Annotated in this window: 25 protein-coding genes and 1 pseudogene; 10 read left to right on the forward strand and 16 right to left on the reverse strand. The window is 71.1% G+C overall.

Annotated features, from left to right (window positions below; translation table 11 throughout):
• A partial coding sequence (locus ACWC09_RS15160; RefSeq protein ID WP_450850980.1) for a lysylphosphatidylglycerol synthase domain-containing protein occupies window positions 1-713 on the reverse strand: 713 nt, incomplete at its 3' end.
• A 97-nt stretch (window positions 714-810) separates the two neighbouring features.
• Window positions 811-2,316, reverse strand: coding sequence for a hypothetical protein (locus tag ACWC09_RS15165; RefSeq protein ID WP_450850981.1), 1,506 nt, complete (start codon window positions 2,314-2,316; stop codon window positions 811-813).
• 145 nt (window positions 2,317-2,461) lie between these two features.
• On the opposite strand from ACWC09_RS15165, the gene ACWC09_RS15170 reads away from it, so the two are divergent.
• The 3 genes from ACWC09_RS15170 (at window position 2,462) to ACWC09_RS15180 (ending at window position 4,458) form a co-directional block, all read left to right on the forward strand.
• Window positions 2,462-2,845 (forward strand): BlaI/MecI/CopY family transcriptional regulator, encoded by a 384-nt coding sequence (locus ACWC09_RS15170; protein WP_450850982.1) that lies wholly within the window; start codon window positions 2,462-2,464, stop codon window positions 2,843-2,845.
• A gap of 121 nt (window positions 2,846-2,966) precedes the next feature.
• Entirely contained in the window at window positions 2,967-3,854 is an 888-nt protein-coding gene (locus ACWC09_RS15175; protein WP_450850983.1) for a M48 family metalloprotease, read from the forward strand.
• 118 nt (window positions 3,855-3,972) lie between these two features.
• Window positions 3,973-4,458: a DUF7144 family membrane protein gene (locus tag ACWC09_RS15180; protein WP_450850984.1), complete on the forward strand. Its 486-nt coding sequence runs from the start codon at window positions 3,973-3,975 to the stop codon at window positions 4,456-4,458.
• Window positions 4,459-4,483: 25 nt separating this feature from the next.
• On the opposite strand, the gene ACWC09_RS15185 is transcribed toward ACWC09_RS15180, so the two are convergent.
• On the reverse strand, window positions 4,484-5,614 hold the full coding sequence (locus tag ACWC09_RS15185; RefSeq protein ID WP_450851040.1) for an MFS transporter: 1,131 nt from the start codon (window positions 5,612-5,614) through the stop codon (window positions 4,484-4,486).
• A 16-nt stretch (window positions 5,615-5,630) separates the two neighbouring features.
• Window positions 5,631-5,990 (reverse strand): ArsR/SmtB family transcription factor, encoded by a 360-nt coding sequence (locus ACWC09_RS15190; RefSeq protein WP_450850985.1) that lies wholly within the window; start codon window positions 5,988-5,990, stop codon window positions 5,631-5,633.
• Window positions 5,991-6,127: 137 nt separating this feature from the next.
• Between ACWC09_RS15190 and ACWC09_RS15195 the strand changes: the two genes are divergently transcribed.
• The 6 genes from ACWC09_RS15195 to ACWC09_RS15220 all read left to right on the forward strand — a co-directional run bounded on the left by ACWC09_RS15195 (window position 6,128) and on the right by ACWC09_RS15220 (window position 12,043).
• Complete coding sequence (locus ACWC09_RS15195; protein ID WP_450850986.1) at window positions 6,128-7,771, forward strand: AlkA N-terminal domain-containing protein; 1,644 nt, start codon at window positions 6,128-6,130, stop codon at window positions 7,769-7,771.
• A gap of 8 nt (window positions 7,772-7,779) precedes the next feature.
• A complete protein-coding gene (locus tag ACWC09_RS15200; protein ID WP_450850987.1) occupies window positions 7,780-8,262 on the forward strand; it encodes a methylated-DNA--[protein]-cysteine S-methyltransferase in 483 nt (160 codons plus the stop codon).
• Window positions 8,263-8,422: 160 nt separating this feature from the next.
• On the forward strand, window positions 8,423-9,061 hold the full coding sequence (locus ACWC09_RS15205; protein ID WP_450850988.1) for a hypothetical protein: 639 nt from the start codon (window positions 8,423-8,425) through the stop codon (window positions 9,059-9,061).
• Window positions 9,062-9,174: 113 nt separating this feature from the next.
• Window positions 9,175-9,402 (forward strand): ferredoxin, encoded by a 228-nt coding sequence (locus ACWC09_RS15210; protein ID WP_450850989.1) that lies wholly within the window; start codon window positions 9,175-9,177, stop codon window positions 9,400-9,402.
• Complete coding sequence (locus ACWC09_RS15215; protein ID WP_450850990.1) at window positions 9,359-10,783, forward strand: NAD(P)/FAD-dependent oxidoreductase; 1,425 nt, start codon at window positions 9,359-9,361, stop codon at window positions 10,781-10,783. Before ACWC09_RS15210 ends, ACWC09_RS15215 begins: the two co-directional genes overlap by 44 nt.
• 24 nt (window positions 10,784-10,807) lie before the next feature.
• Window positions 10,808-12,043 (forward strand): cytochrome P450, encoded by a 1,236-nt coding sequence (locus ACWC09_RS15220; RefSeq protein WP_450850991.1) that lies wholly within the window; start codon window positions 10,808-10,810, stop codon window positions 12,041-12,043.
• On the opposite strand, the pseudogene ACWC09_RS15225 reads toward ACWC09_RS15220, so the two are convergent.
• The 4 genes and pseudogenes from ACWC09_RS15225 to ACWC09_RS15240 form a co-directional block, all read right to left on the reverse strand.
• Window positions 12,040-12,327: pseudogene (locus ACWC09_RS15225) on the reverse strand (NAD-dependent deacetylase); the annotation flags it as partial. The gene ACWC09_RS15220 and the pseudogene ACWC09_RS15225 overlap by 4 nt on opposite strands.
• A 177-nt stretch (window positions 12,328-12,504) precedes the next feature.
• A complete protein-coding gene (locus tag ACWC09_RS15230) occupies window positions 12,505-13,242 on the reverse strand; it encodes an SIR2 family NAD-dependent protein deacylase (RefSeq protein ID WP_450850992.1) in 738 nt (245 codons plus the stop codon).
• 187 nt (window positions 13,243-13,429) lie between these two features.
• Window positions 13,430-13,924: an NUDIX domain-containing protein gene (locus ACWC09_RS15235; protein ID WP_450850993.1), complete on the reverse strand. Its 495-nt coding sequence runs from the start codon at window positions 13,922-13,924 to the stop codon at window positions 13,430-13,432.
• 34 nt (window positions 13,925-13,958) lie between these two features.
• Complete coding sequence (locus tag ACWC09_RS15240) at window positions 13,959-15,032, reverse strand: ADP-ribosylglycohydrolase family protein (protein WP_450850994.1); 1,074 nt, start codon at window positions 15,030-15,032, stop codon at window positions 13,959-13,961.
• 212 nt (window positions 15,033-15,244) lie between these two features.
• On the opposite strand from ACWC09_RS15240, the gene ACWC09_RS15245 reads away from it, so the two are divergent.
• Entirely contained in the window at window positions 15,245-16,363 is a 1,119-nt protein-coding gene (locus tag ACWC09_RS15245; protein ID WP_450851041.1) for a glycerate kinase, read from the forward strand.
• 74 nt (window positions 16,364-16,437) lie between these two features.
• On the opposite strand, the gene pssA is transcribed toward ACWC09_RS15245, so the two are convergent.
• From pssA to ACWC09_RS15285, 8 genes are all read right to left on the reverse strand, one after another.
• Window positions 16,438-17,256: a CDP-diacylglycerol--serine O-phosphatidyltransferase gene (gene pssA, locus ACWC09_RS15250; protein WP_450850995.1), complete on the reverse strand. Its 819-nt coding sequence runs from the start codon at window positions 17,254-17,256 to the stop codon at window positions 16,438-16,440.
• A 22-nt stretch (window positions 17,257-17,278) separates the two neighbouring features.
• Complete coding sequence (locus ACWC09_RS15255) at window positions 17,279-17,935, reverse strand: phosphatidylserine decarboxylase (RefSeq protein ID WP_450851042.1); 657 nt, start codon at window positions 17,933-17,935, stop codon at window positions 17,279-17,281.
• A gap of 170 nt (window positions 17,936-18,105) precedes the next feature.
• On the reverse strand, window positions 18,106-19,311 hold the full coding sequence (locus ACWC09_RS15260; RefSeq protein WP_450850996.1) for an acyl-CoA dehydrogenase family protein: 1,206 nt from the start codon (window positions 19,309-19,311) through the stop codon (window positions 18,106-18,108).
• 2 nt (window positions 19,312-19,313) lie between these two features.
• A complete protein-coding gene (locus ACWC09_RS15265; RefSeq protein WP_450850997.1) occupies window positions 19,314-19,841 on the reverse strand; it encodes a MaoC family dehydratase in 528 nt (175 codons plus the stop codon).
• 5 nt (window positions 19,842-19,846) lie between these two features.
• On the reverse strand, window positions 19,847-20,812 hold the full coding sequence (locus tag ACWC09_RS15270) for an HpcH/HpaI aldolase/citrate lyase family protein (RefSeq protein WP_099932428.1): 966 nt from the start codon (window positions 20,810-20,812) through the stop codon (window positions 19,847-19,849).
• A complete protein-coding gene (locus ACWC09_RS15275) occupies window positions 20,809-22,857 on the reverse strand; it encodes a protein meaA (protein WP_450850998.1) in 2,049 nt (682 codons plus the stop codon). Before ACWC09_RS15275 ends, ACWC09_RS15270 begins: the two co-directional genes overlap by 4 nt.
• 17 nt (window positions 22,858-22,874) lie before the next feature.
• Complete coding sequence (ccrA, locus tag ACWC09_RS15280; protein ID WP_450850999.1) at window positions 22,875-24,218, reverse strand: crotonyl-CoA carboxylase/reductase; 1,344 nt, start codon at window positions 24,216-24,218, stop codon at window positions 22,875-22,877.
• A 414-nt stretch (window positions 24,219-24,632) separates the two neighbouring features.
• Window positions 24,633-25,445 (reverse strand): TetR family transcriptional regulator, encoded by an 813-nt coding sequence (locus ACWC09_RS15285; protein WP_450851000.1) that lies wholly within the window; start codon window positions 25,443-25,445, stop codon window positions 24,633-24,635.
• Window positions 25,446-25,492: the final 47 nt, after the last annotated feature.

Consider the following 25,492-nt stretch of genomic DNA (forward strand, 5'->3'; position numbering starts at 1 on the left):
CCCGTCCGCTGCGGGAGCGCCGTTTGCTGTCCGAGTCCCGTCCGCTGCGGGAGCGCCGTTTGCTGTCCGAGTCCCGTCCGCTGCGGGAGCGCCGTTCGCTGTCCGAGTCCCGTCTGCCGCGGGAGCGCCGTCCGCTGCCGGTGTCTCGCCTGACGCCCGAGCCGCACGGCCACGCCCACCGCCGCCGCCGCCGCGGCCCCAGCGACCACCGCCCCCACGACCAGCTTCGTCCCGCCCACCGAGGGCAGTCGCAGCACCCCCGGACAGGCCACGGCGAGCCCCGCGACCAGCCCCACCCGCACGACCGCTCCCGCCGCCCCCTTCACCGCCAGCGCCGTCGCCGCCCGTCCGGGTGCCAGCCCGCACCTCGTCAGGAACCGCAGATTGACGGCACCCGCCCCCAACCCGGCGGGCAGCACATGGTTCGCCGCGGACGCCGCGAACTGGGCCGCCACCAGCCGCCCGGCCGGCAGCGCCTCCCGCACCGCACCCTGCAGCGCGAGCGCCGCGCCTGCCCAGGTCAGCACGGAGAGGAGTGCGGCCAGCGACAGCCACCCCCGGTCGGCGACGACCAACTGATCGGCCCCCGCGTCGAGTACGGGCCAGTGCCGCACGGCAAGCCCGGCACCGACCGCCACCGCGACGACCGCGATCAGGGTCTGCCACGGAGCACGCGCGCCCACACCCACGGGCACGTCGACGGGTGCGCTCATCGGGAGAGCCCTTCCATGACAACTGCCGGACAGCAAGGGTGAGTCGGCCGACACACTCTTGCGCGGTGCACTTCTTTTGCGGTGCCTGGGGGCATGCTCACGCCCGTTTCCCCACGGCGACCGGCCCGAGATAGGCATACCCGTCCGGCAGCCGGTACAGCCGCCACCCGTGCGCGTAGGACGGCGGATGGGCGGGGTTGGCCGTCAGGAGGGCCACGGGCATGCGGTGGGCGGTGCGGATCAGCACCGCTGCGGTGGTGTTGGCGTCGTGGCCGCCGATGTGGGCGGAGCCGCAGCCGGCGGAGAAGGCGATCGGGACCGAGTCGCCGCCGGTGAGCAGGCACGGTGGGCGCATGCCGAGGCGGCGCAGGTCCTCGGCGGAGCGCGCCCAGACGCGGTGCTCGGCCGTCGTACGGGACACCGCGGCCTCCAACACCGCCGACTGCACCGCCAGATGACCCGCCACCCCCACGGCCACCAGCGGCACGACCACCGGCCGCCACCGCCCCGTCGGCAGGGTGACCAGGTGGATCAGGGCGTCCGCGACGGGGATCGCGAGCAGCGCGTAGGCGGGCAGCAGGAAGCGGGGTGCCGCGTACCCGATGAGGAAGAGGTAGGGCACGGCCGCCGTCGCGGCGCAGGCCAGCGGCAGCAGCGTCCGCATCGGGCGCCGGGCCCGCACCGCGATCACCAGCGCGGTGAGCGCGAGCAGTGGCAGCACGAACCACCAGGCGATCACCGGGGCGCTCGGCACGGCACCCGTGCACGGACGGCACAGCGCGCGTCCGCCGAGGCTGCGCAGCTGGTCGGTCACCGCGTTGTGCAGGCCCAGGCCCCCCTGGATGCGGGAGGCAGCGGAGAGCCGGGCGCCGAGGCCGCCGTAACGGACGTACGCCTCGACGACCCACTCGGCCGCGCCCGCCGCGAGCCCGCCGCCGAGGGCGAGCAGCAGGCCCGGTCGGCGGTCGCGGAGGAGCAGTGCCAGCAGCGGGAGCACGACCCAGACGGCGTCCGCCGGCCGCATCCAGGCCATCAGCGCGGCGCCGGCGGCCATGCCCCACACGGGGCCGCGGTGGGTGCGGTCGGTGCGGGCGCGGAGAGCGAAGCCCACCATGGCCGACGCGCCCACGGCCACCCAGTAGTTGGGCATCGCCTGAGGCCCGTAGAAGAGAGTGATCCACAGGGACGCGAAGAGCGCGCCGCTGGCCGCGATCACTCGGACCGGGAACAGGCCCCGCCAGGCGCGCAGGGCCCAGTGGAGACCGAGGCCGGCCAGGACCGCGAGATAGACCCGCAGCAGAGGGGTCGACGAGGACCAGGAGGCGATCGGGGCGACCAGCAGCGTGATGCCACGCGCGCGCGGTGCGCTGAAGAAGGCCGCCGGGGCGTGTCCGCTGACCTGGCTGACGTACACCGACTCGTCCCAGCCCAGGCCCATTCCGGGCCGCACCAGGGCGAGTTGGAGGAGGGTGAACGCGCCTGCCACTGCCGCGAGCCACAGCTCGTCCGGGCGACGGCGCCAGCGTGGACGGGCCTGGAGCGGGCCTCCGTCGCGCATGACGCGGGCGTGCTCGGCGGGTGCTGCGTCTGGAGCCCTGGCCATCGTCCGGTCCGTCCGTCCTTTCGGCCCTACAGGTTGTAGGGTCGGCGCCACCCTACAACCTGTAGGTCGGCGCGGAGTGGGAGGTGGGTAAGGCGGAGGTGGGAGTCGGTGACCGGCGGTCGCTACGCGCCGTAAGGTGGTGGCCATGGCAGGCACGACTCCCCGCGGCAGGGCCGAGCGCCGCAGCCCGGGCGAACTGGAGAGCGAGGTCCTCGCCACCCTGTGGGCGACGGACCGGGCCCTCACCCCGGCCGAGATACAGGCCGAACTCGGCGGCGGCCTCGCTTACAACACCGTGCACACCATCCTGCGGCGCCTCCACGACAAGAGCCTCGTCCTGCGCGACGCCGACGGCCGCCGCGGTGCCTACCGGCCCGTGAAGAACGCGGCCCAGATGACCGCCGAGGCCATGCACCAGGCGTTGGACCGGGGCCCGGACCCGATCGCGGCCCTGCAGCAGTTCGTCACGGGACTGAGCCCGACGGAGGAGGCGGCGCTGCGGGAGCTGCTGGGCGAAGGCGGATCGTGAAGGAGGCGGGCTCGGCGGGCCGGCCGGAGATCGGAAGCGGTGCGCGAGGTTCGGCGGCCGCGCCGGGTGCGCTCGGTGCGAACGGAGGGCGAGAGCAGGGCATGAGGACGGGAGGCAGTGCATGAGGATCGACGTCTACACCCCGCTGCTGCTGTCCCTCCTGCTCGCCGCCGTCACCCCTCAGGTCGCCCGGCATCTCGCGCCCGCCCCGGCGGCCCGTGCGCTGACCGTGGCCGCCGTCGTCACCGCGGCCGCCACCACCTGGGCCCTCGTCCTGCTGACCGCCACGCTCGTCGACGCGACCCCGCCGGTCGTCGCCGACGCCCGCGAGGACGGCCGGGCGCTGCCCGAACCGGTCCCCGAGACCGTCGCCCTCGCAGCGCTCGCGCTCCTCGCCCTGGCCCTCTGCCGCGGCCTGCACGCGGTCCGCGCCGAGCGCGCCACGCGCCGCACCCTGCGCCGCCTGTGCGAGGGCCACCCGGCCGACACCGAACTCGTCGTCGCCCAGTCGTCGCGGCCGCAGGCCTTCGCCGTCCCCGGCACCCCCGGCCGCATCCTGGTCACCTCCGCCATGCTCGCCGCGCTGCGCCCCGCCGAACGCCGCGTCCTGCTCGCCCACGAACGCGCCCACCTCACCCACCGCCACGCCCTGCTCGTCCACGCGGCCGGCCTCGCCGCCGCGGCGAACCCGCTGCTGGTACCGGTCCGTACGACGGTCGCCTACCTCGTGGAGCGCTGGGCCGACGAACAGGCGGCCGACGCGGTGGGCGACCGCACCACCACGGCCCGCGCCCTGGCGCGCGCCGCCCTGGTCGCCCACCGCCCGAACCGCACCCTGCACTTCTCCGACCGGGCCGTCACGCGTCGGGTCGCCGCCCTGCAGACCACCCCGCCACCCCATCTCCGCCCCGTGGCCGCGGCGGTCCTCGCCCTCGGCGCCCTCCCGGCCCTGGGCGCGGCGGACGCCACGGGAGATCTCCTACGACTGCTGGCGAGCGCCCTGACCTGAGCCGCTGGACGGGGCCGCACCTTTCACCCGTTCGGCGCAAGCGGGCTGGCTCCCCGCCCCCCGCCCCCGAAGGCTCGGACTCAGCCGACGACGGGGACAGCGGAAGGAACCACCGCCCATGAGCCAGCACGCAGCGAAGCCGTCCGGATCCCCGCGGGGCGAGATAGGCGAGCCCTGGTCCGCCGAGCGCAACCCGCCCACCCCGAAGGACGGCGGCGACGGCCGGGTGACCGGCGGCGCGATGTTCGCCGGCGTGCTGCTGCTGTGCGGCGGGGTGCTCGCGATCCTCCAGGGCATCGCCGCCCTCGCGCACGACGACGTCTACGGCCGTATCGGCAGCTACGTCTACGAGCTCGACCTCACCGGCTGGGGCGTGATCCACGTCGTCCTCGGCGCCCTGGTGGCCGCCACCGGCTGGGGCGTGCTCAAGGGCGCCTCCTGGGCCCGGTTCACCGGCATCCTGCTCGCCTCGCTCAGCCTGATCGCCCAGTTCCTGTTCCTGCCGTACGCGCCGGTGTGGTCCGTCGTGCTGATGGCGATCGACGTGTTCGTGATCTGGTCACTGGCCTCACAGCACGAGACGGCGGGACGCCGGGCGGCTTGAGCCGGTGGCTCTCCGGGCGGTCCGACTACTGGCGCGCCCCGCGCCGCACCACCAGCGCCGCCCCGCCCGCCAGCACCACCGCCAGCGCCGCGTACCCGGACGTCAGAGTCGCCGCCGTAGCCACCGCGGCCACCAGCAACGGCCCGCCCGCGTCGCCGAGTTCGCGCCCGAGCTCGGCCGCGCCCATGGTCTGACCGAGCCGTTCCTTCGGGGTGGAGGAGGCCAGGGCCGCGAAGCCCAACGGGGTGATCAGTCCCGTGCCGACGCCGACGAGGGCCGCGGCCAGGAGCACGCCGGTCAGCCCGGGAAGCATCGCGCAGGCCAGTCCCGCCGCCGCGAGCAGCAGCCCGGCGGTGAGGCCGGTGCGCGTGCCGAGCCGCCCCGCGTCCAACGCCCGCCCCGCACGCGGCTGTACGACCGCCGCGCAGGCCGCCAGCACCGACACCGCGGCCCCCGTCGCCACCGTCCCGAGCCCCGCCGCCCGGCCGGACACCGGCAGGAACCCCACCCCGACCGACAGCGCGGCCGTCGCGCCCGCGAGCGCGGCCGTCGGCACGACAAACGCCGGGTCCGCGAGCCGCCGCGCCAGGTCCAGCACGGTCTGCCGGGCACGGGGGAGCGGCGGTACGACGGGTACGGCGGCCCACGCCCACACCGCGACGCCCGCACCCAGCGCCGCCAGCACGGCGAACAGCAGCCGCAGCCCACCCGCCCACACCAGCACCCCGCCCAGCAGCGGCCCCAGCGTGTAGCCGATCGACTTGTAGAAGCCGTAACTCCCGAACGCCCGCCCCTGCTTCGCCGCCGGATTCAGCCGCGACACCAGCGCGGAGGCGGCCGGTGAGAACGCCGAGGCCGCCGCCCCCTGCCCCAGCCGCGCGGCCCAGAGCCACCCCGGGCTGTCCGCGAGGACGTACATCACGGATGCGAGCGCGAACGCCACCAGCCCGCCGAGCAGCACCGGACGCGCCCCGACCCGGTCGGCCAGCGTGCCGAACACCGGCTTGAGCAGCACTTCCGCACCGTCGTAGAGGGCGAGCAGCCCGCCCAGCACGAGCAGTGAGGTGACGGTGTCCTGTCCGGCGGCGCCGAGGTTCGCGGCGATGCCGTGCGCCCCGAAGGCCGTGGTGAACCCCGCGGCGTAGAGAGGCCACATCCGCCGCCGCGCGGGGTCACTCCCCGGCGTCACTGATCCCCAGTCGCAGGTGCTCCACGTGGTACACGGCCTGGTCGAGGAGCTCGGCGACATGGTGGTCGTGCAGCGTGTACACCACCGACCGCCCGTGCCGCTCGCCGACGACCAGACCCAGGTTCCGCAGCAGCCGCAACTGGTGCGAGCACGCGGACTGCTCCATACCCACCTCGGCCGCCAACTCCGTGGCCGGCAGCGGCCCTTCGCGCAGCCGCGCGAGGATCAGCAGCCGGGAGGGGGTCGACAGGGCCTGCAGGGTGGTGGCCACCTTGGCGACGTTGGCCGCGTCCAGACGTACGCGCTCGTCGGCGTCCTGCGCGGTGGCGGCTCCATGACCCATACGGGCATCCTACCCACCGGGCATGAACAGGTGAACGACCGTTCATGCACCCTGTGATCCGCACCGTCCCAGGACAGCCCACCTTGATGTCGGATATTCGCCAGCCCCGACTTCCTCCCATCGCCGATGCTGGACCCATGCAGAACGGGATGCACACCGACCGAGAGCGCTGCGTACGGGCCGTCCAGTCCAAGGACGCCCGCTTCGACGGCTGGTTCTTCACGGCCGTCCTGACGACCCGCATCTACTGCCGGCCCAGCTGCCCGGTCGTACCGCCCAAGCCCGAGAACATGACCTTCTATCCGAGCGCGGCCGCCTGCCAGCAGGCCGGCTTCCGGGCCTGCAAGCGCTGCCGCCCCGACACCAGCCCCGGCTCCCCGGAGTGGAACCGGCGCGCCGACGTGGTGGCCCGTGCGATGCGGCTGATCGCCGACGGCATCGTGGACCGCGAGGGCGTCCCCGGCCTCGCCGCCCGCCTCGGCTACAGCACCCGGCAGATCGAACGCCAGCTCCTCGCCGAACTCGGCGCCGGCCCTCTCGCCCTGGCCCGCGCCCAACGCGCCCAGACCGCACGTCTGTTGATCGAGACGACCCCGCTGCCGATGGCGGAGATCGCCTTCGCCGCCGGCTTCTCCTCCATCCGCACCTTCAACGACACCGTCCGCGAGGTCTTCGCGCTCTCACCGAGCGAGCTGAGGGCCCGCCTGCCGAAGGGGAGGATCCCGGCGGTGGCGGGAACCCTGACCGCTGCGGGAGCCTTCGGCACTCCGGGCCGTCGGGGTGCGCCCGGCGCCGCGGGAGCCCTCGGAGTCCCGGAGATCCGGGGCGTGCCCGGTGTCCGGGGAACCTCTGGCGTTCCGGGTACCCCAGGCACGACGGGCGTCCCGGGAACCCCGGCCACCCTCACCCTCCGCCTCCCCTTCCGCACCCCCCTCAACCCCGACAACCTCTTCGGCCACCTCGCGGCGACCGCCGTCCCCGGCGTCGAGGAGTGGCGCGACGGCGCCTACCGCCGCACCCTCCGCCTCCCCTACGGCCACGGCATCGTGACCCTCACCCCCAGGGCCGACCACATCGCCTGCCGCCTCACCCTCAGCGACCTGCGCGACCTGCCCGTCGCCATCAGCCGCTGCCGCCGCATGCTGGACCTGGACGCCGACCCGGTCGCGATCGACGACCAGCTGCGCACGGACCCGGTCCTGGCCCCGCTGGTCGACAAGGCCCCCGGCCGACGCGTCCCGCGCACGGTCGACGAGGCGGAGTTCGCCGTACGGGCCGTCCTCGGCCAGCAGGTCTCCACGGCGGCGGCCCGCACCCACGCGGCCCGTCTGGTCACGGCGTACGGCGACCCGGTGGACGACCCGGAGGGCGGCCTCACCCACCTCTTCCCGACCCCCGAGGCGCTGGCCGCCGTGGACCCCGAGTCCCTGGCGATGCCCCGCACCCGCCGCACCACCTTCACCACCCTGGTCAACCAACTGGCCGCCGGTTCCCTCCACCTGGGCCCGGAGAGCGACTGGCCGGAGACCCGTGCCCGCCTCCTCGCCCTGCCCGGCTTCGGTCCCTGGACGGTCGACGTCATCGCCATGCGCGCCCTCGGAGACCCGGACGCCTTCCTCCCCACCGACCTCGGAATCCGGCACGCGGCACAGGAGTTGGGCCTCCCCTCCACCCCGGCGGCGCTCACGGCCCGCGCGGCGGCCTGGCGCCCTTGGCGGGCGTACGCGGTCCAGTACCTGTGGGCGACGGGCCATCACCCGATCAACTTCCTCCCCGTGTAAGGACGTTCATGAAGCAGCACACCGTGACCGAGAGCCCGTACGGCCCCCTCACCCTCGTCGCCGAGGACGGCGTCCTGTGCGGCCTCTACATGACCGACCAGCGCCACCGGCCACCGCAGGAGACGTTCGGAGACCGGGACGACACCTTGTTCGCCGAAACCGAGGAGCAGCTGAAGGCGTACTTCTCCGGCGAGTTGAAGGAGTTCACCGTCGAACTCCACCTCCACGGAACCCCGTTCCAGCGCACTGTCTGGGACCAGCTCCGCAGAATTCCCTATGGCGAGACCCGCACGTACGGCGAACTCGCCGAAGCCCTCGGCAACCCGTCCGCCTCCCGCGCGGTCGGCCTCGCCAACGGCAAGAACCCGATCGGCATCATCGTCCCCTGCCACCGCGTGGTCGGTGCCGACGGCAGCCTCACGGGCTACGGCGGCGGTCTGCACCGCAAACAGCGCCTGCTCGACTTCGAGAGCGGAACCGCGCTGTTCTGACGGGGGAATTACGCCCCGACGTCGGATTCCGTGGGGAATCGGCCGTGCAGTGCTGACCTGTATGGCGCATCGTGGTCCTCCTCCCGAGTGACCCCGGTGGCGCGAGCCCCTGGATCGCTGGTGTCTGTAGGAAGGAAGAGCAGGCAGAGAGCGAGAGACCATGGAGCGGCAGCACGAGCGCCTGGCGACACCCTGGGCCGCCGGGGTGGCCGGGGTGGTGTTCGCGATCCTGACGGCCGCGGCGATCGTCCTGGTGCGCATCGCTCTGCCCGGTGGGGGCGGTGGGAACGACGTAACCGTCGACGCGGGACAGCGGAGCGCCGTGCGGACGGCGCTGGCGCTGCTCCCGTTCGCCGGGATCGCCTTCCTGTGGTTCATGGGCGCCCTGCGCGAGCAGGCCGGCGAGGGCGAGGACCGGTTCGTCTCCACCGTGTTCCTGGGCAGCGGCCTGATCTTCGTCGCCACCCTGTTCGGCGCCGCCGCGGCGGCCGGGACCGTGCTCGACGAGAGTCAGCAGCACCCTCCTTTCGGCCGCCACTTCGCCTACGCCCTGCTGACCACGTACGCCATGCGGATGGCGGCGGTGTTCGTCATCACGACCTCGACCATCGGCCGCCGACTCGGCGTCTTCCCACGCCCGCTGGTCCTCCTCGGCTACCTGGCGGGCCTGACGCTGCTCGTGGTGGGAACGAACCTCCCCTGGTCCGAACTGGTCTTCCCGGCCTGGGCGCTGGTGCTCAGCCTGAACATCCTGTGGGGCCGGCGTCCCGCCGGGCCACTGCCCGTCACCCCGACCTGAGCCGGCCGCACCGCTCACTCGAACGGTCGCCTCCTCCTGGCCGCATCACGTCCGGCCACCGAGGGTGGTCGCAGGGGGCTGAGCCGACCGGGCCATTGGAGAGGACCGATCCCGTGCCAAGGATTGCCGTCGATCTGAACCGCTGTCAGGGGTACGCGCAGTGCGCGTTCCTCGCCCCCGAGATCTTCGCCATGCACGGCGAGGAGGCGCTGCTGTACGACCCGGAGGCCGACGAGGCACAGCGCGAGAAGTTGGCCCAGGCCGCCGCGGCCTGCCCCGTCCAGGCCATCCTCGTCGATGCGGTGGACGTACCGGCCGAGGCGGTGTCCGGTGCTCGGTGACGGATCCCTGGAACGGCTCAAGCGCGAGGGCCGCATCGTCGTCGTAGGCGCCTCGCTGGCCGGCCTGCGCGCGGCCGAAACCCTGCGGGCCGAGGGCTTCGCGGGCTCCCTGACCATGATCGGCGACGAGCCCCACGATCCGTACGACCGGCCCCCGCTCTCCAAGCAGGTGCTGCTGGGCAGGGCGTCCGCCGACCGCACCGCGCTGCCCAGGCTCCGATCCGTCGACGCGACCTGGCGGCTGGGCGTCCCGGCCACCGGCCTGGACATGGCGGCACGGCGGGTGCGGCTGGCCGACGGCGACGAGGTGCCGTACGACCGGCTGCTGATCGCCACCGGGGTACGGGCGCGACCCTGGCCGCGCGAGGCCGAGGCGGAACTCGACGGCGTCTTCGTGCTGCGGACCAGCGACGACAGCGCCGCACTCGCGCGGCGGCTGGACGCGGGACCCAAGCGGGTCCTCGTCATCGGGGCCGGGTTCACCGGCTCGGAGATCGCCTCCGCCTGCCGCGAACGCGGCCTTGCCGTCACCGTCGCCGAACGTGGCGCGGCGCCCCTGGTCGGCGCACTCGGCGGGGTTGTCGGTGCGGTCGCCGCCGAGATGCAGCGCGAGCACGGTGTGGACCTGCGGTGCGGGGTCATGGTGACCGCTCTGGAGGGCGATTCCTCGGGACGGGTGCGCGCCGCGCAACTGTCCGACGGCTCCACCGTGGAGACCGACGTGGTGATCGTCTCGCTCGGCGCCACCCGCAACACCGACTGGCTCGCCGGATCCGGACTCGGGGCAGGCCCCCGCGGCATCGCCTGCGACGCCGGCTGCCGTGCCTTCGACATCCGCGGAATCGTCACCGACGACATCTACGCGGCGGGCGACGTCGCACGCTGTCCGCATCCACTGTTCGGCTACCAGTTCCTGTCCCTGGAGCACTGGGGCAACGCCGTCTCACAGGCCCGTGTCGCGGCGCACAACATGCTCAGCGAGAGCCCCGACCGCATCCCCCACATGGAGGTGCCGGCCTTCTGGTCCTCGCAGTTCGGAGTGAACATCAAGTCGGTCGGGGTGCCGTCGCTGGGGACGGAGATCCTCATCTCGCAGGGGTCGCTCAAGGACCACCGGTTCGTCGGCGTCTACGGGTACCAGGGGCGCGTCATCGGTGCGGTCACCTTCGACCACGGCCGATGGCTGCCGTTCTACCAGGAGCTGATCGAGACCACCGCGCCGTTCCCGCCCCTGTTCCCCACGGTCGACCGGAGCTCGGACGGAAAGCGGCCGATCGACGCCGACTTCCCCGACCCGTCGGTCCCCACCCACGGCCCCACCGTGACCCTCGGCGGATACTCGCCGGCCGACCGCCGGATGACCTTCACCCCCGCGCACTGACCCGTACGGCCACGAGGACTCGCCATGACGCAATCCCCGCTGCACCAGATCCTGGACTACGCCAACCGCGCCAACCCGTACCCGATCTACGAAGAGCTGCGGAAGACGCCGGTGCACCACGAAGACGACGGGCCGTACGTCGTCAGCACCTACTACGAGATCCGCAGCCTCCTGCACGATCCCCGGATCAGCTCCGACGCCCGCAATCTCGCCTCGACCGCCGGCGACCGGCTGGCCGAACCGCCTCAGGAGGAGAGCGCCCTGCCGCCGGGCTTCCTGAAGCTGGACCCGCCGGAACACGACCGTCTGCGCCGCATGACGAACCGGCCCTTCGGGCCGCCGCACTCTCCCCACCGGGTCGACGGGATGCGCGGAGAGCTTCACGGCATCGTCTCCGGCCTCATCGACGGCATCGGCGACCCGGGCCGGATCGACCTGGTGGAGCAGTTCTCCTACCCCTTCCCGGTGACCGTGATCTGCCGGCTGCTCGGGGTGCCGCGCGAGGACGAGGCGCGCTTCCACAGCTGGGCGGACACCATCGCGGCGAGCCTCGACCCCGACCCGGACGCGGATCCCACCGAGCGGGGCAAGGTCTCGCACGACGCCCGTATGCAGTTGGGCATGTACCTGGCCGGCCTGATCGAGGAGCGCCGCAAGAATCCCGGCGAGGACATGCTCTCCGAACTGGCGACGGCCCAGGGCGGGGACGGCCCGATGACCACGATGGAGCTGCTCAGCACCGCGGCGCTGCTGCTGATCGCGGGGCACGAGACCACCGTCAACCTCATCACCAACGGCATGCTGACCCTGCTGCGCCATCCCGACGTCCTCGAGCGACTGCGTACGGATCCACAGCTGGCCGTGCCCATCGTCGAGGAGCTGCTGCGCTACGAGCCGCCGGTGCAACTGGTGCCACAGCGCACCACCCTCGCCGACATCGAGGTCCGTGGCGTCACCATCCCCAAGGGCGCCTCCCTCTGGCTGGTTCTGGCGTCCGGCAACCGCGATCCCCAGCGCTTCGAGGACCCGGACCGCTTCGACCCGGACCGCCGGGACATCCAGCACCTCGGCCTCGGCAGCGGCATCCACAGCTGCTTCGGCGCACCACTCGCCCGGCTGGAGGCCCAGTTCGCCCTGTCGGAACTGGCCCGGAGGCTGGAAAACCCACGTCTGCTGGAGGACCCGCCGCCGTACCGGCAGAACGCCGTGCTGCGCGGGCCGCGGCATCTGCCCATCTCCTGCGACGGGATCCGTCCTTAGGGGTGCGCCATGCCCAGTCGGCGCAGCAGCTGCGGCAGCGCGGTGCCGATGGGTTCGCGGATGACTTCGTCGGCCCGGTCGTCGTACGGCGTCGGCTCGGCGTTGACGATGATCAGCCTGCCCCGTGGTCGGCGGCGACGCCGACGGGCGAGGGCCTCGCTGAGTACCACAGGGTCGAGGCGCTCGCCGAACATCACGGTCGCCGACTTGAGGATCCCGCCGCATTCCGGGCACGCCGGGTCGTCGTCGCCGGCCTCGACGCGGGCCAGGGCGTCCTCCATCGGGCACGGGAACAGCCGTGGGTCCGAGCCACCATGATCGTCGCCGGCCCTCCGCGGATCGACCACGACCCGGACACCGCATGGGTCGCCGCCCCGCCCATCGGCCCACAGACCGGCCGACCCAATTCCCCCAAGCCACCCCGCCGCATGACGACTCTTGAGCGGCGTCCGGGACCCTTCCTAGGCGTTGCCCTTGGCGCCGATCCTGCGCAGTAGTCCAGGCAGTGCGGTGCCGATCGGTTCGCGTACGACCTCATGTGCGCGGTCGTCGTACGGTGTCGGCTCGGCGTTGACGATCACCAGGCGCGCCCCGTGGTCGGCGGCAACACCCGCAAGTCCCGCCGCGGGCTGCACCTGGAGGCTGGTACCGACGGCTATGAACACCTGGCAGGCCTTGGTGATGGCGACGGCTTCGCCCAGGACGACCGGGTCGAGCCGCTCACCGAACATCACGGTCGCCGACTTGAGGATCCCGCCGCACTCCAGGCAGAGCGGGTCGTCCTCGCCGGCCTCGACGCGGGCGAGTGCGTCCTCCATGGGCCCCCGCGCATGACAGCTGGTACACACGAAACTCCGTGCGGTGCCGTGGAGTTCGAGCACCTTGCGGGCGGGCATCCCGGCGAGCTGGTGCAGCCCGTCGACGTTCTGCGTGATGACCCGCACCGGCACGCCGGACTTCTCCAGCTCGGCGACGGCGAGGTGCGCGCCGTTCGGCTCGGCGTTCAGCGTCCGGTTCTTGCGCCGCATCTGCCACGACCGCCGCCGGATCTCCGGATCGCCCATGTAGTACTCGTACGTCACGAGCTTCTCGGCCTCGGGATCGCGCCGCCACAGCCCGTTCGGACCGCGATAATCAGGGATCCCGGAATCGGTCGAGATGCCTGCGCCACTCAGGATGGCGACGAGAGGCTTGTTCATGGGCCGAGAGTAGGACGGCTGCGCCGTCGGAGGCGAATGGGTATCAGGCGCGGCCGTGTCCCAGGTGCGTCGCTCCGACCGAATCCCGTTGTCCCTCGCCACTCCCGGGCCGACGGTGGTCCGTCGTCAGCAAGTGCGCTCACCGACTGAGCCGGGGCACGGCGAGGAAGCTGAAGGAATGTCCGTGTCAGCCGACCCGCCGACCGTTCTCCAGTTCCGCCGTCCCCGAGCCCTCCGCCAGGACGTCCAGGGCGGCCAGGACGCGGAGGCCGAGGGTGCCCGGAAGGCAGTCCGCGAGGTCCTCGCGCGGGACCAGGCGCCAGGACAGCAGTTCCTCCTCCTGGAGGCGGATCGCCTTGAGGTCGTCCTCGGTGAGGACACCGCCGTCGTAGAGGTACGCCACCAGCGGCGGCCAGCTCGGCTTGTACACCCAGTCCACCGCGAGCAGCCGGCCGAGTTCGCGGTCGAGGCCGATCTCCTCGAGCGTCTCGCGGTGTGCGCCCTGGCGCGGGGTCTCGCCGTCGTCCGACTCGATCGTGCCGCCCGGCAGAGCCCAGCCCTCACGGTAGTTGGGCTCGACGAGCAGCACCCGGCCCTCGGCGTCCCGGAAGAGGGCGGCGGCACCGGAGAGGACACGGGGGAGGCCCGCGATGTACGTGGCGAAGTCCTGCGTGGAGGTCATCCAGGAAGGGTAACCAGGATCCGCGGATCCCCGGTCAGCTGTCCGCGCCCGCCAGCTGCACCGTCCGCTCCGCCAGCTCGCTGATCCGCGCCCTGTCGAAGCCGAAGACCGCACTGCGGACCGTGTTCTCGAGAGGGTCCTTCCATTGCGGTGGGATGGCGTCCGCCCCGGTGAGTACGCCGGCCACCGAGCCGGCCGTCGCTCCGTTGGAGTCGGTGTCCAGGCCGCCGCGGACGGTGAGCGTGATGGTGCGGGTGAAGTCGCCGTCGCCGTACAGCAACCCGGCCGTCAGCACCGCCGCGTTCGGGATCGTGTGGATCCAGCCGAGGCCCGTGGTCTCCTCGGCCACCGTCGTCAACGTGTCCTCCCAGGTCATCCGGGTGTCGTGCAGCGAGACGACCCGGCGGACCGTCCGGGCCAGGCGGCTGCTCGCCGGGATGACGGCCAGGGCCTCGTCGACCGCGTGGCGGACGGTCGGCGCCGTGAACGCCGCCGCGATCAGCGCCGCCGCCCACATGGCGCCGTACACGCCGTTCCCGGTGTGCGAGAGCACCGCGTCCCGGCGGGCCAGGGAGGCGGCGCGGCGCGGGACGCCGGGGCAGGTCCAGCCGTAGATGTCGGCGCGGATCAGGGCGCCGATCCACTCCTGGTAGGGGTTGTCGTACGTGGCGGTGAGCGGCGGCTTGAGGCCGTTCGCGAGGTTGCGGTACGCCGCCCGTTCCGCCGTGAAGGTCTGGAGGTACGGCAGCCGCAGCAGCCACAGGTCGCCGACCTGCTCGGTGCTGAAGCCGAAGCCGTGGGTCTCCAGGAGGTCCAGGCCGAGGATCGCGTAGTCGACGTCGTCGTCCCGGCAACTGCCGTGGATACGGCCGCGCACGCACTGGCGCCACTCGGGGCGCAGCTCGAAGCCGTCGCTCTCGTCGGCGGGCTCGGGGAGGTAGTCGGTCAGGGGCAGGGCGGCGGCCTGCCGCAGATAGCGGTCGATACGGTCCCGCGTCCACAGGTCGCCCTGCTCGACCGGCTTGCCGAGCATGTTGCCCGCGATCCGGCCCAGCCAGCCTCCGAGGACGCGGTCGGCGAGCTCTGGCTCAGTGCCCACAGGGGTCATAGGACCGGTTTACCCAATTACGGAGGTGGCTGCGAGGGATTCGGCTGTCCGCACAGGCGCTTCCCAGGGCGCTCGTACGTTGCTCCCACGCCGTGCTCAGCGTCCGGGCTCGGCATGACGGCGGGGACGTTCGCCGGTTAAGGTCGCAACGGCGCGACTGGCCTTGACATGCGAGAGGCCCGGAGAGCAAGGGGAAACACGTGACACAGCGCGTGCTCATCGCCGCGGACAAATTCAAGGGGTCGCTGACGGCCGTGCAGGTCGCCGAGCGGGTGACGGCCGGGCTGCGCCGGGTCGTACCGGACCTGGAGGTCGAGGCGCTGCCGGTGGCCGACGGCGGTGACGGGACCGTCGACGCGGCGGTCGCGGCCGGTTTCGAGCGGCGGGAGGTACGCGTCGCCGGGCCCCTGGGACACGAGGTGACCGCGGCCTTCGCGCTGCGCGGCGACACGGCCGTGGTGGAGATGGCCGAGGCGAGCGGGCTGCAGCGCCTGCCGGCCGGTGTCTTCGCACCGCTCACCGCCTCCACGTACGGCGCCGGAGAGCTGCTGCGCGCTGCCCTCGACGCGGGCGCCCGCACCGTCGTCTTCGGCGTCGGCGGCAGCGCCACGACCGACGGCGGTGCCGGGATGCTGTCCGCGCTGGGCGCGCGGTTCCTGGACGCCGACGGCGAGCCGGTTCCCCCGGGTGGCGGTGGGCTCGCCGAGCTGGCGCGTGCGGACCTGTCCGATCTCGACCCGCGGTTCGCCTCCGTCGAACTGATCCTGGCCAGCGACGTCGACAACCCGCTGACCGGCCCGAAGGGCGCCCCGGCCGTGTACGGCCCGCAGAAGGGCGCCTCGCCGGACGACGTGGAGGCCCTGGACTCGGCCCTCGCGAACTACGCGAAGGCGCTGGAGGAGGCGGTCGGGGCGAAGGCGGCGGAGTACGCGGCCTCCCCGGGCGCGGGCGCGGCGGGCGGCATCGGCTACGGCGCCCTCCTGCTCGGCGCCGAGTTCCGCCCCGGCATCGAGGTCATGCTGGACGTGCTCGGCTTCGCGCCGGCGCTGCAGTGGGCCTCGCTGGTGATCACGGGCGAGGGCTCCCTGGACGAGCAGACCCTGCACGGCAAGGCCCCCGCGGGCGTCGCAGCGGCGGCACGGGCCGCCGACAAGGAGGTCATCGCGGTGTGCGGACGGCTCGCGCTGCCGCCGGAGGCGCTGGGGCGGGCGGGCATCCGACGGGCGTATCCGCTCACGCAGGTCGAGCCGGACGTGGTGAAGTGCATCGCGGACGCGGGGCCGATTCTGGAGCGGGTGGCGGAGCAGATCGCGCGGGACTTCCTCACCTGACGGTGCCCCCATGGGAACGCCGAAGGGCCCCGAACCTATGAGGTTCGGGGCCCTTCACCGTCGTAGGACATCCGCTACGGCAGCTGTGCCGCCCGCGCCTCGCGCCTGTTGCCGCGGAAGTTGTTCACCCGGCGGGCCGTGGCGAACAGGGGGATCACCGCGCCCGTGACCAGCTGGAGCGCGCAGCCCGTCTGGAGCAGGAGCTGACCGCTGGGGGCGTCGAAGGCCCAGGCGGCCAGGAGGCCCATGGACACGACGATCCAGGACAGCATGGCCACCGCGAGGCGGCCCCGCGGCTTCGGGTACTCGACCCGGCTCACCATCAGCCAGGCCGTGCCCACGATGGCGAGGAGCGTCGCCACGAAGGGCAGCTCCAGGAGCACGATCGAGACCACCGTCAGCGCACCGAACGGGGACGGCATGCCTTGGAACATGCCGTTCGGCACCGTCACGCACGAGAAGCGCGCGAGGCGGAGTACGACGGCCAGGAGCACCACGATTGCCCCGACCGCAGCCACTCTCTGGTGCGCGTCGTCCGCGACCATGCCGTAGACGAGGACGAAGTACGCCGGCGCCAGACCGAAGCTGATCAGGTCCGAGAGGTTGTCCAGCTCCGCGCCCATGGGGGAGGAGCGCAGCTTGCGCGCGACCAGGCCGTCGAACAGGTCGAAGACCGCCGCGCACAGCATCAGGATGACCGCCGTGGCCGCGCTGTGGCGGGCCATGCCGGTCTCCTGGTCACCGGTGAGATGCGGGATCAGGATGCCGGTGGTGGTGAAGTACACCGCCATGAAGCCGCACGTCGCGTTGCCGAGGGTGAGGGTGTCCGCTATTGAGAGGCGGAGAGAAAGAGGCATCTCCTCCTCTTCGTCGACCTCGTCTGCCTCGGGCACCCAGCCCGCCTGGGTATCAGGATCAATCACGGTCAATGCGAGTCACCCCAGCCACGGTTTTCTGACCGACCTCGACCGCGACCTCCACGCCCTCGGGCAGGTAGATGTCGACGCGCGAGCCGAAGCGGATCAGACCGATGCGGTCGCCCTGCTCGACCTTCGTGCCCTGCGGGACGTAGGGCACGATGCGACGGGCCACCGCGCCGGCGATCTGGATCATTTCGATGTCGCCGAGTTCGGTGTCGAAATGCCAGACTACGCGCTCGTTGTTCTCGCTCTCCTTGTTGAACGCCGGAACGAACCCGCCGGGGATGTGCTCGACCGACGTCACCTCGCCGGAGAGGGGCGCGCGGTTGACGTGGACGTTGAGCGGGCTCATGAAGATCGCGACGCGGGTGCGGCCGTCCTTCCACGGCATGATGCTCTGCACCACACCGTCGGCGGGTGAGATGACCCGGCCCTGGGCGATCTCGCGCTCGGGGTCGCGGAAGAACCACAGCATGCCCGCCGCGAGCGCGGTGGCGGGCACGGCCACGGCCTTCGCGACGCCGGAGCGGCGCGCGCGGGCCAGGCTGAGGGCTGCGGTGGCGACGGTCGGGAGGAGCCACGGCGATGCTCCGCGCGCGAGGCGTACGCCGGCCCGGCTGTCGCGAGGTGCAGAGGTTTGGCTGTGGGGCATGGATGACCTTCGTAGCGGATGATGCCGCGCTGTAACGGGGGACGGCGGCTTTCCGGGGATCGTACCGGTCGACGGCCACAACTGGGCAAGCCAGGAAGCCGAGTCGGCGGCCGAAGAGTGTCTACGGGGTGTGACCTTCTTCTCCAAGAAAACACCCCGTATCCGGACATCTAGCCCTGGAACCGATACTCTTCGAGCAACCTGCGACCGATGATCATTTTCTGGATCTCGGCGGTACCTTCACCGATGAGGAGCATCGGTGCCTCACGGTAGAGACGCTCGATCTCGTACTCCTTGGAGAAGCCGTAACCACCGTGGATCCGGAAGGCGTCCTCCACGACCTCCTTGCAGTACTCGGAGGCGAGGTACTTCGCCATGCCGGCCTCAAGGTCGTTTCGTTCCCCGGAGTCCTTTTTGCGTGCGGCGTTGACCATCATCGCATGGGCGGCCTCGACCTTGGTAGCCATCTCGGCGAGCTTGAACTGGATGGCCTGATGCTGGGCGATCGGCTTGCCGAAAGTATGACGCTGCTGGGCGTACCGGACGCCGAGTTCGAAGGCGCGCTGGGCGACGCCACAGCCACGCGCCGCCACGTTGACGCGGCCGACCTCGACGCCGTCCATCATTTGGTAAAAACCTCGGCCGGTCTCGCCGCCGAGCACCCGGTTGGCCGGAATCCGCAGGCCATCCATGATCAGCTCGGTGGTGTCGACACCCTTGTAGCCCATCTTGTCGATCTTCCCGGGAATGGTGAGGCCGGGGCGGACCTCTCCGAAACCGGGCTCCTTCTCCACGAGGAAGGTCGTCATCGACTTGTGGGGCGCGGTGCCCTCGGGGTGTCCTTCATCACTTCGGACGAGTACGGCGACCAGATTCGAGGTTCCGCCGTTCGTCAGCCACATCTTCTGGCCGTTGAGGACGTATTCGTCGCCGTCCTTGACCGCCTTGGAGGTGATGGCCGACACATCGGAGCCGAGCCCCGGCTCCGACATCGAGAACGCGCCGCGGATGTCGCCGGCCGCCATGCGCGGCAGGAAGTGGTCCTTCTGCTCCTGCGTGCCGTGCTGCTTGAGCATGTACGCCACGATGAAGTGGGTGTTGATGATGCCGGACACCGACATCCAGCCGCGGGCGATCTCCTCGACGCACAGGGCGTAGGTGAGGAGCGACTCGCCCAGGCCCCCGTACTCCTCGGGGATCATCAGGCCGAACAGGCCGAGTTCCTTGAGGCCGTCGACGATCTGCTGCGGGTACTCGTCGCGGTGCTCCAGCTCGGTCGCGACCGGGATGATCTCCTTGTCCACGAAGTCGCGGACGGTGGAGAGGATCTCCTGCTGGATGTCGGTCAGACCGGCGGTCTGGGCGAGTCGCGCCATGGCTACTTCTCCGTGTTCTTTTCCGCAGGTGCGGCGAGCTCAGGGCGGCCGGGCTGCTCGCCGCCGCGCTCCTTGATGTACGTCTCGGTGGGCACCATCACCTTGCGGCGGAACACGCAGACCAGGGTGCCGTCCTGCTTGTAGCCCTTGGTCTCGACGTAGACGATTCCGCGGTCGTTCTTCGACTTCGACGGCCACTTGTCGAGCACGGTCGTCTGGCCGTAGATCGTGTCGCCGTGGAAGGTCGGCGCCACGTGCTTGAGCGACTCGATCTCCAGGTTGGCGATCGCCTTGCCGGAGATGTCCGGGACGGACATGCCGAGCAGCAGGGAGTAGATGTAGTTCCCGACGACGACGTTCTTGCCGAAGTCCGTCGTCTTCTCCGCATAGTTGGTGTCCATGTGGAGCGGGTGGTGGTTCATCGTGAGGAGACAGAACAGGTGGTCGTCGTACTCCGTGACCGTCTTGCCCGGCCAGTGCTTGTACGTCGCCCCGACCTCGAACTCCTCGTAGGTGCGTCCGAACTGCATCGCGCTCAGGCCTCCGGGATCTCGAACTTCGACGTGCGCTGCATGCCGGCGGCGCGGCCCTTGCCGGAGATGACCAGCGCCATCTTGCGGCTGGCCTCGTCGATCATCTCGTCGCCGAGCATCGCGGAGCCCTTCTTGCCGCCCGCCTCGGACGTGTAGTAGTCGTACGCGTCCAGGATCAGCTCGGCGTGGTCGTAGTCCTCCTGGGAGGGCGAGAAGATCTCGTTGGACGCCTCGACCTGGCCCGGGTGCAGCACCCACTTGCCGTCGAAACCGAGGGCGGCGGCGCGCTGGGCGACCTCGCGGTAGCCGTCGATGTTGCGGATCTGCAGGTAGGGGCCGTCGATCGCCTGGAGGTTGTTGGCGCGGGCGGCCATCAGGATCTTCATCAGGATGTAGTGGTAGGCGTCCGCCGGGTAGCCGGGCGGCTGCTCGCCCACGACGAGCGACTTCATGTTGATCGACGCCATGAAGTCGGCCGGGCCGAAGATGATCGTCTCGACGCGCTGGGAGGCCGTCGCGATCTCGTTGACGTTGTTGAGGCCCTGGGCGTTCTCGATCTGCGCCTCGATGCCGATCTTGCCGACCTCGAAGCCCATCGTCTTCTCGATCTGCGTCAGCAGCAGGTCCAGGGCGACGACCTGCTGGGCCGTCTGCACCTTCGGCAGCATGATGCAGTCGAGGTTCTGCCCGGCGCCCTCGACGACCGTCACGACGTCGCGGTACGTCCACTCGGTCGTCCAGTCGTTGACGCGCACGACCCTCGTCTTGCCGGTCCAGTCGCCCTCGTTGAGGAACTTGACGATCGTGTGCCGTGCCTCGGGCTTGGCGAGCGGGGCACACGCGTCCTCCAGATCGAGGAAGACCTGGTCGGCCGGGAGGCCCTGCGCCTTCTCCAGGAAGCGGGGGTTGCTTCCGGGGACCGCGAGGCAGGAGCGTCGCGGACGCAGACGGTTGACGGGCGTGGTCATGCGGGGACCTCCAGGGGGTCGAGCTTGTTCGCTTTCCGGATCTCGTCGACGATGCGGCCGATGATCCCGGTGATGTCGAAGTCCTTCGGGGTGAAGACCGCGGCCACGCCCGCAGCCCTGAGCTGTTCGGCGTCGCCATGGGGGATGATCCCACCGGCGATGACGGGTATATCTGTGGCACCGGCCACACGGAGCCGTTCCAGGACATCCGGCACCAGTTGGGCGTGCGAGCCGGAGAGGATGGACAGGCCGACCGCGTGCACGTCCTCGGCGAGGGCCGCGTCCACGATCTGCTCGGGCGTCAGCCTGATGCCCTGGTAGACCACCTCGAAGCCGGCGTCACGGGCCCGCACGGCGATCTGCTCGGCGCCGTTGGAGTGCCCGTCCAGGCCCGGCTTGCCGACCAGGAAGCGCAGCTTGCCGACGCCGAGGTCACGGGCGGTGGCGTCCACCTTGCGGCGCACCTCACTCAGCGCCGAGCCCTCCGCCGCGGCGATCGCCACCGGCGCCGACGAGACGCCCGTCGGAGCCCGGAACTCCCCGAACACCTCGCGCAGGGCCCCGGCCCACTCGCCGGTGGTGACACCTGCGCGGGCGCACTCCAGGGTGGCCTCCATGAGGTTGTCGGTGCCCTTGGCGGCCTCCTTCAGCTTCTCCAGCGCCTTGCACGGGCGCGGGTGGTTGAAGGGCGGCTGGTAACGGGTGTCGCGCCAGTGCTGGAGCGAGGCGATGACGCGGGCCTCGACGGCCGGATCGACCGTCTGGATCGCCGTGTCGAGATCGGCCGTCAGCGGATTCGGCTCGGTCGTCTCGAAGATGTTGACGCCGACGATCTTCTCTTGACCGGACTCGATGCGAGCCCTGCGCTCCGCGTGCGAGGAGACGAGCTGCGACTTGAGGTAGCCGGACTCCACGGCGGCCATCGCACCGCCCATCTCCTGGATCCGCTCGATCTCCGCCAGGGACTCCTCGACCAGCGTGGCCACCTTCGCCTCGATGACATGCGAGCCCTCGAAGATGTCCTCGTACTCCAGCAGGTCGCTCTCGTGGGCGAGTACCTGCTGGATACGCAGGGACCACTGCTGGTCCCAGGGGCGGGGCAGGCCCAACGCCTCGTTCCAGGCCGGGAGTTGGACGGCACGAGCGCGTGCGTCCTTGGAGAGGGTCACGGCCAGCATCTCGAGCACGATCCGCTGGACGTTGTTCTCCGGCTGCGCCTCGGTCAGACCCAGGGAGTTGACCTGGACGCCGTACCGGAAACGGCGCTGCTTGGGGTTCTCGATGCCGTACCGCTCGCGCGTGACCTTGTCCCAGATCCGCCCGAACGCCCGCATCTTGCACATCTCCTCGATGAAGCGGACACCCGCGTTCACGAAGAAGGAGATACGGGCCACGACGTCCCCGAACTTCTCGGCGGGGACCTGCCCTGAATCGCGTACGGCATCGAGAACCGCGATCGCGGTGGACATCGCGTAGGCGATCTCCTGGACCGGCGTGGCGCCCGCCTCCTGCAGGTGGTAGCTGCAGATGTTGATCGGGTTCCACTTCGGTATGTGGGAGACCGTGTACGCGATCATGTCCGTCGTCAGCCGGAGTGAGGGCCCCGGCGGGAAGACATGGGTTCCCCGCGACAGGTATTCCTTGACGATGTCGTTCTGGGTCGTGCCCTGGAGCCTGGTGATGTCCGCACCCTGCTCCTCGGCGACGACCTGGTAGAGCGCCAGCAGCCACATGGCGGTGGCGTTGATCGTCATCGAGGTGTTCATCTGCTCCAGGGGGATGTCCTGGAACAGCCGGCGCATGTCACCGAGGTGCGCCACCGGCACACCGACCCGGCCGACCTCGCCGCGGGCGAGGATGTGGTCGGAGTCGTAGCCGGTCTGGGTCGGCAGGTCGAACGCGACCGACAGACCGGTCTGGCCCTTGGCGAGGTTGCGCCGGTACAGCTCGTTGGACGCCTCGGCGGTGGAGTGGCCGGCGTACGTGCGCATGAGCCACGGCCGGTCCTTCTCCCGCGTGCCTTCGGCGGGCTGACGCTCAGTCATCTATGACCCCGGGTGTCTCAGATGTTGCGGAAGCGGTTGATGGCGTCGATGTGCTGGGCGCGCATCTCCTCGTCGCGCACGCCGAGGCCCTCCTCGGGGGCGAGGCACAGCACGCCGACCTTGCCCTGGTGGAGGTTGCGGTGCACGTCGTAGGCGGCCTGACCGGTCTCCTCCAGGGAGTAGACCTTCGACAGGGTCGGGTGGATCTTGCCCTTCGCGATCAGCCGGTTGGCCTCCCAGGCCTCGCGGTAGTTGGCGAAGTGCGAGCCGATAATCCGCTTCAGGGACATCCACAGGTAGCGGTTGTCGTACTCGTGGTTGTAGCCCGAGGTCGAGGCGCAGGTGACGATGGTGCCGCCCTTGCGCGTGACGTAGACGGAGGCACCGAAGGTCTCGCGGCCGGGGTGCTCGAAGACGATGTCGACGTCCTCGCCGCCGGTGAGCTCACGGATGCGCTTGCCGAAGCGCTTCCACTCCTTCGGGTCCTGGTGGTGCTCGTCCTTCCAGAACTTGTAGCCCTCGGCGTTGCGGTCGATGATCGCCTCGGCGCCCATCGCCCGGCAGATGTCCGCCTTCTGGGGGCTGCTCACCACACAGATGGGGTTGGCGCCACCGGCCAGTGCGAACTGCGTGGCGTACGAGCCGAGTCCGCCACTCGCGCCCCAGATCAGGATGTTGTCGCCCTGCTTCATGCCGGCGCCGTTGCGGGAGACCAGCTGGCGGTACGCGGTCGAGTTGACCAGGCCCGGAGCGGCGGCCTCCTCCCAGCTCAGATGGTCCGGCTTCGGCATCAGCTGGTTGGACTTGACGAGCGCGACCTCGGCGAGACCGCCGAAGTTGGTCTCGAAGCCCCAGATGCGCTGCTCGGGGTCGAGCATCGTGTCGTTGTGGCCGTCCGAGGACTCCAGTTCGACGGAGAGGCAGTGCGCGACGACCTCGTCGCCCGGCTTCCAGGCGTTGACGCCCGGGCCGGTGCGCAGGACGACGCCCGCGAGGTCGGAGCCGATGATGTGGTACGGCAGGTCGTGGCGCTTGGCCAGCTCGTTGGTGCGGCCGTAGCGCTCCAGGAACCCGAAGGTCGACAGGGGCTCGAAGATCGAGGTCCACACGGAGTTGTAGTTGACCGAGGAGGCCATCACGGCCACCAGGGCCTCGCCCGGGCCGAGCTCCGGCAGCGGAACCTCGTCCAGGTGGATCGACTTGCGCGGGTCCTTGTCGCGGGTCTCCAGGCCCGCGAACATCTCCGTCTCGTCCTTGTGCACGGTGATCGCGCGATACGACTCGGGGAGCGGCAGTGCGGCGAAGTCGGCCGGCGTCGAGTCGGTCGACTGGATCGCGTCCAGGATGTCCTTCACGGTCACGGTGTTGCCTCCGGCGATGCGCACCCTGAGGGAGGGGTGCTGAGGGTTACGTCGGTGTGCTGCTGAGGGTTTGGGGAAGTGCCGTCGGTTCGGCGGTGGTGCTGTTCGGCAGCGCTTTGTGGCGCGGGAGGTTGCCTGTGACGCAGGCGTCCGGGCGCGCAAGCCATTGGCTTGAGGGGACAGCCGACGTGCGTATGGTCTCTGCACGCCGGCCGCCCGGACTCCTTCAACGTATGACACCGCGTGTCACCTCGCAAGGCACTGAGTGCCAGAGATTGCTCTCAGGTGAAATCTTTACGTAACAAATGAGCGATGATCGATCGAACGGCCGCTGAAATCCGCTCGAAAAGGGGCTCTGACATGGCAAAACGGCCACCCCGAAGGGTGGCCGTCATCACAGTGCTGCGAAGCTCCTCAGCGCTCCTTGAGTGCCTGCTCGATGGTGCGCATGACCTCGTCCAGCGGGGCGTCCGTGCGGGCGACGGCGACGAGCACCTCGCCCTGGGTGGAGACCGTCGCGCCGGCCGACGGCGTCGGGGCCGTCGTGCGGCCCGCTCCGATGCCCGTCCCGAACGTCTTGCGGACGATCGCGAACGCGTGGTCCAGCTGCGCCTCCACATCGCCCTGGCCGCCCGCCCGCAGCCAGCGTCTGAGGACGTGGTTGTGGGCGGTGACGACCGCGGACGCGGCGACCTCCGCGAGCAGCGGGTCGTCGTTGGCGTCGTCGTCGTGGGCGTGCTCGTCGAAGTGGCCGAGGAGGTAACGGGTGAAGAGGCGCTCGTAGCGGGCCACCGACGCGATCTCCGCCTCGCGCAGGGTGGGCACCTCGCGCGTGAGCTTGTAGCGGGCGACCGAGATCTCCGGGCGGGCCGCGTACATCCGCATGACTTCCTTGATACCGCGGCACACCGTGTCGAGTGGATGCTCGTGCGAGGGAGCCGCGTTGAGCACGGCCTCCGCGCGGATCAACGTGTCGTCGTGGTCGGGGAAGATCGCCTCTTCCTTGGAGCGGAAGTGACGGAAGAAGGTGCGGCGCGCGACCCCGGCCGCGGCCGCGATCTCGTCGACGGTGGTCGCCTCGTACCCCTTGGTCGCGAACAGCTCCATCGCCGCGGCCGCCAGTTCTCGGCGCATCTTGAGCCGCTGGGCGGCGGCGCGACTGCCTGCGGCACTTTCCGGCGCGTCGGGCGTAGCTGGTGTACGTGAGGACTTGGCGGGCTGGGGCATGACCCGAACGTACTGCATGTGTGCAGCTCGCTGCGCAGGTACGGGGT

The organism is Streptomyces sp. NPDC001617 (assembly GCF_053596855.1).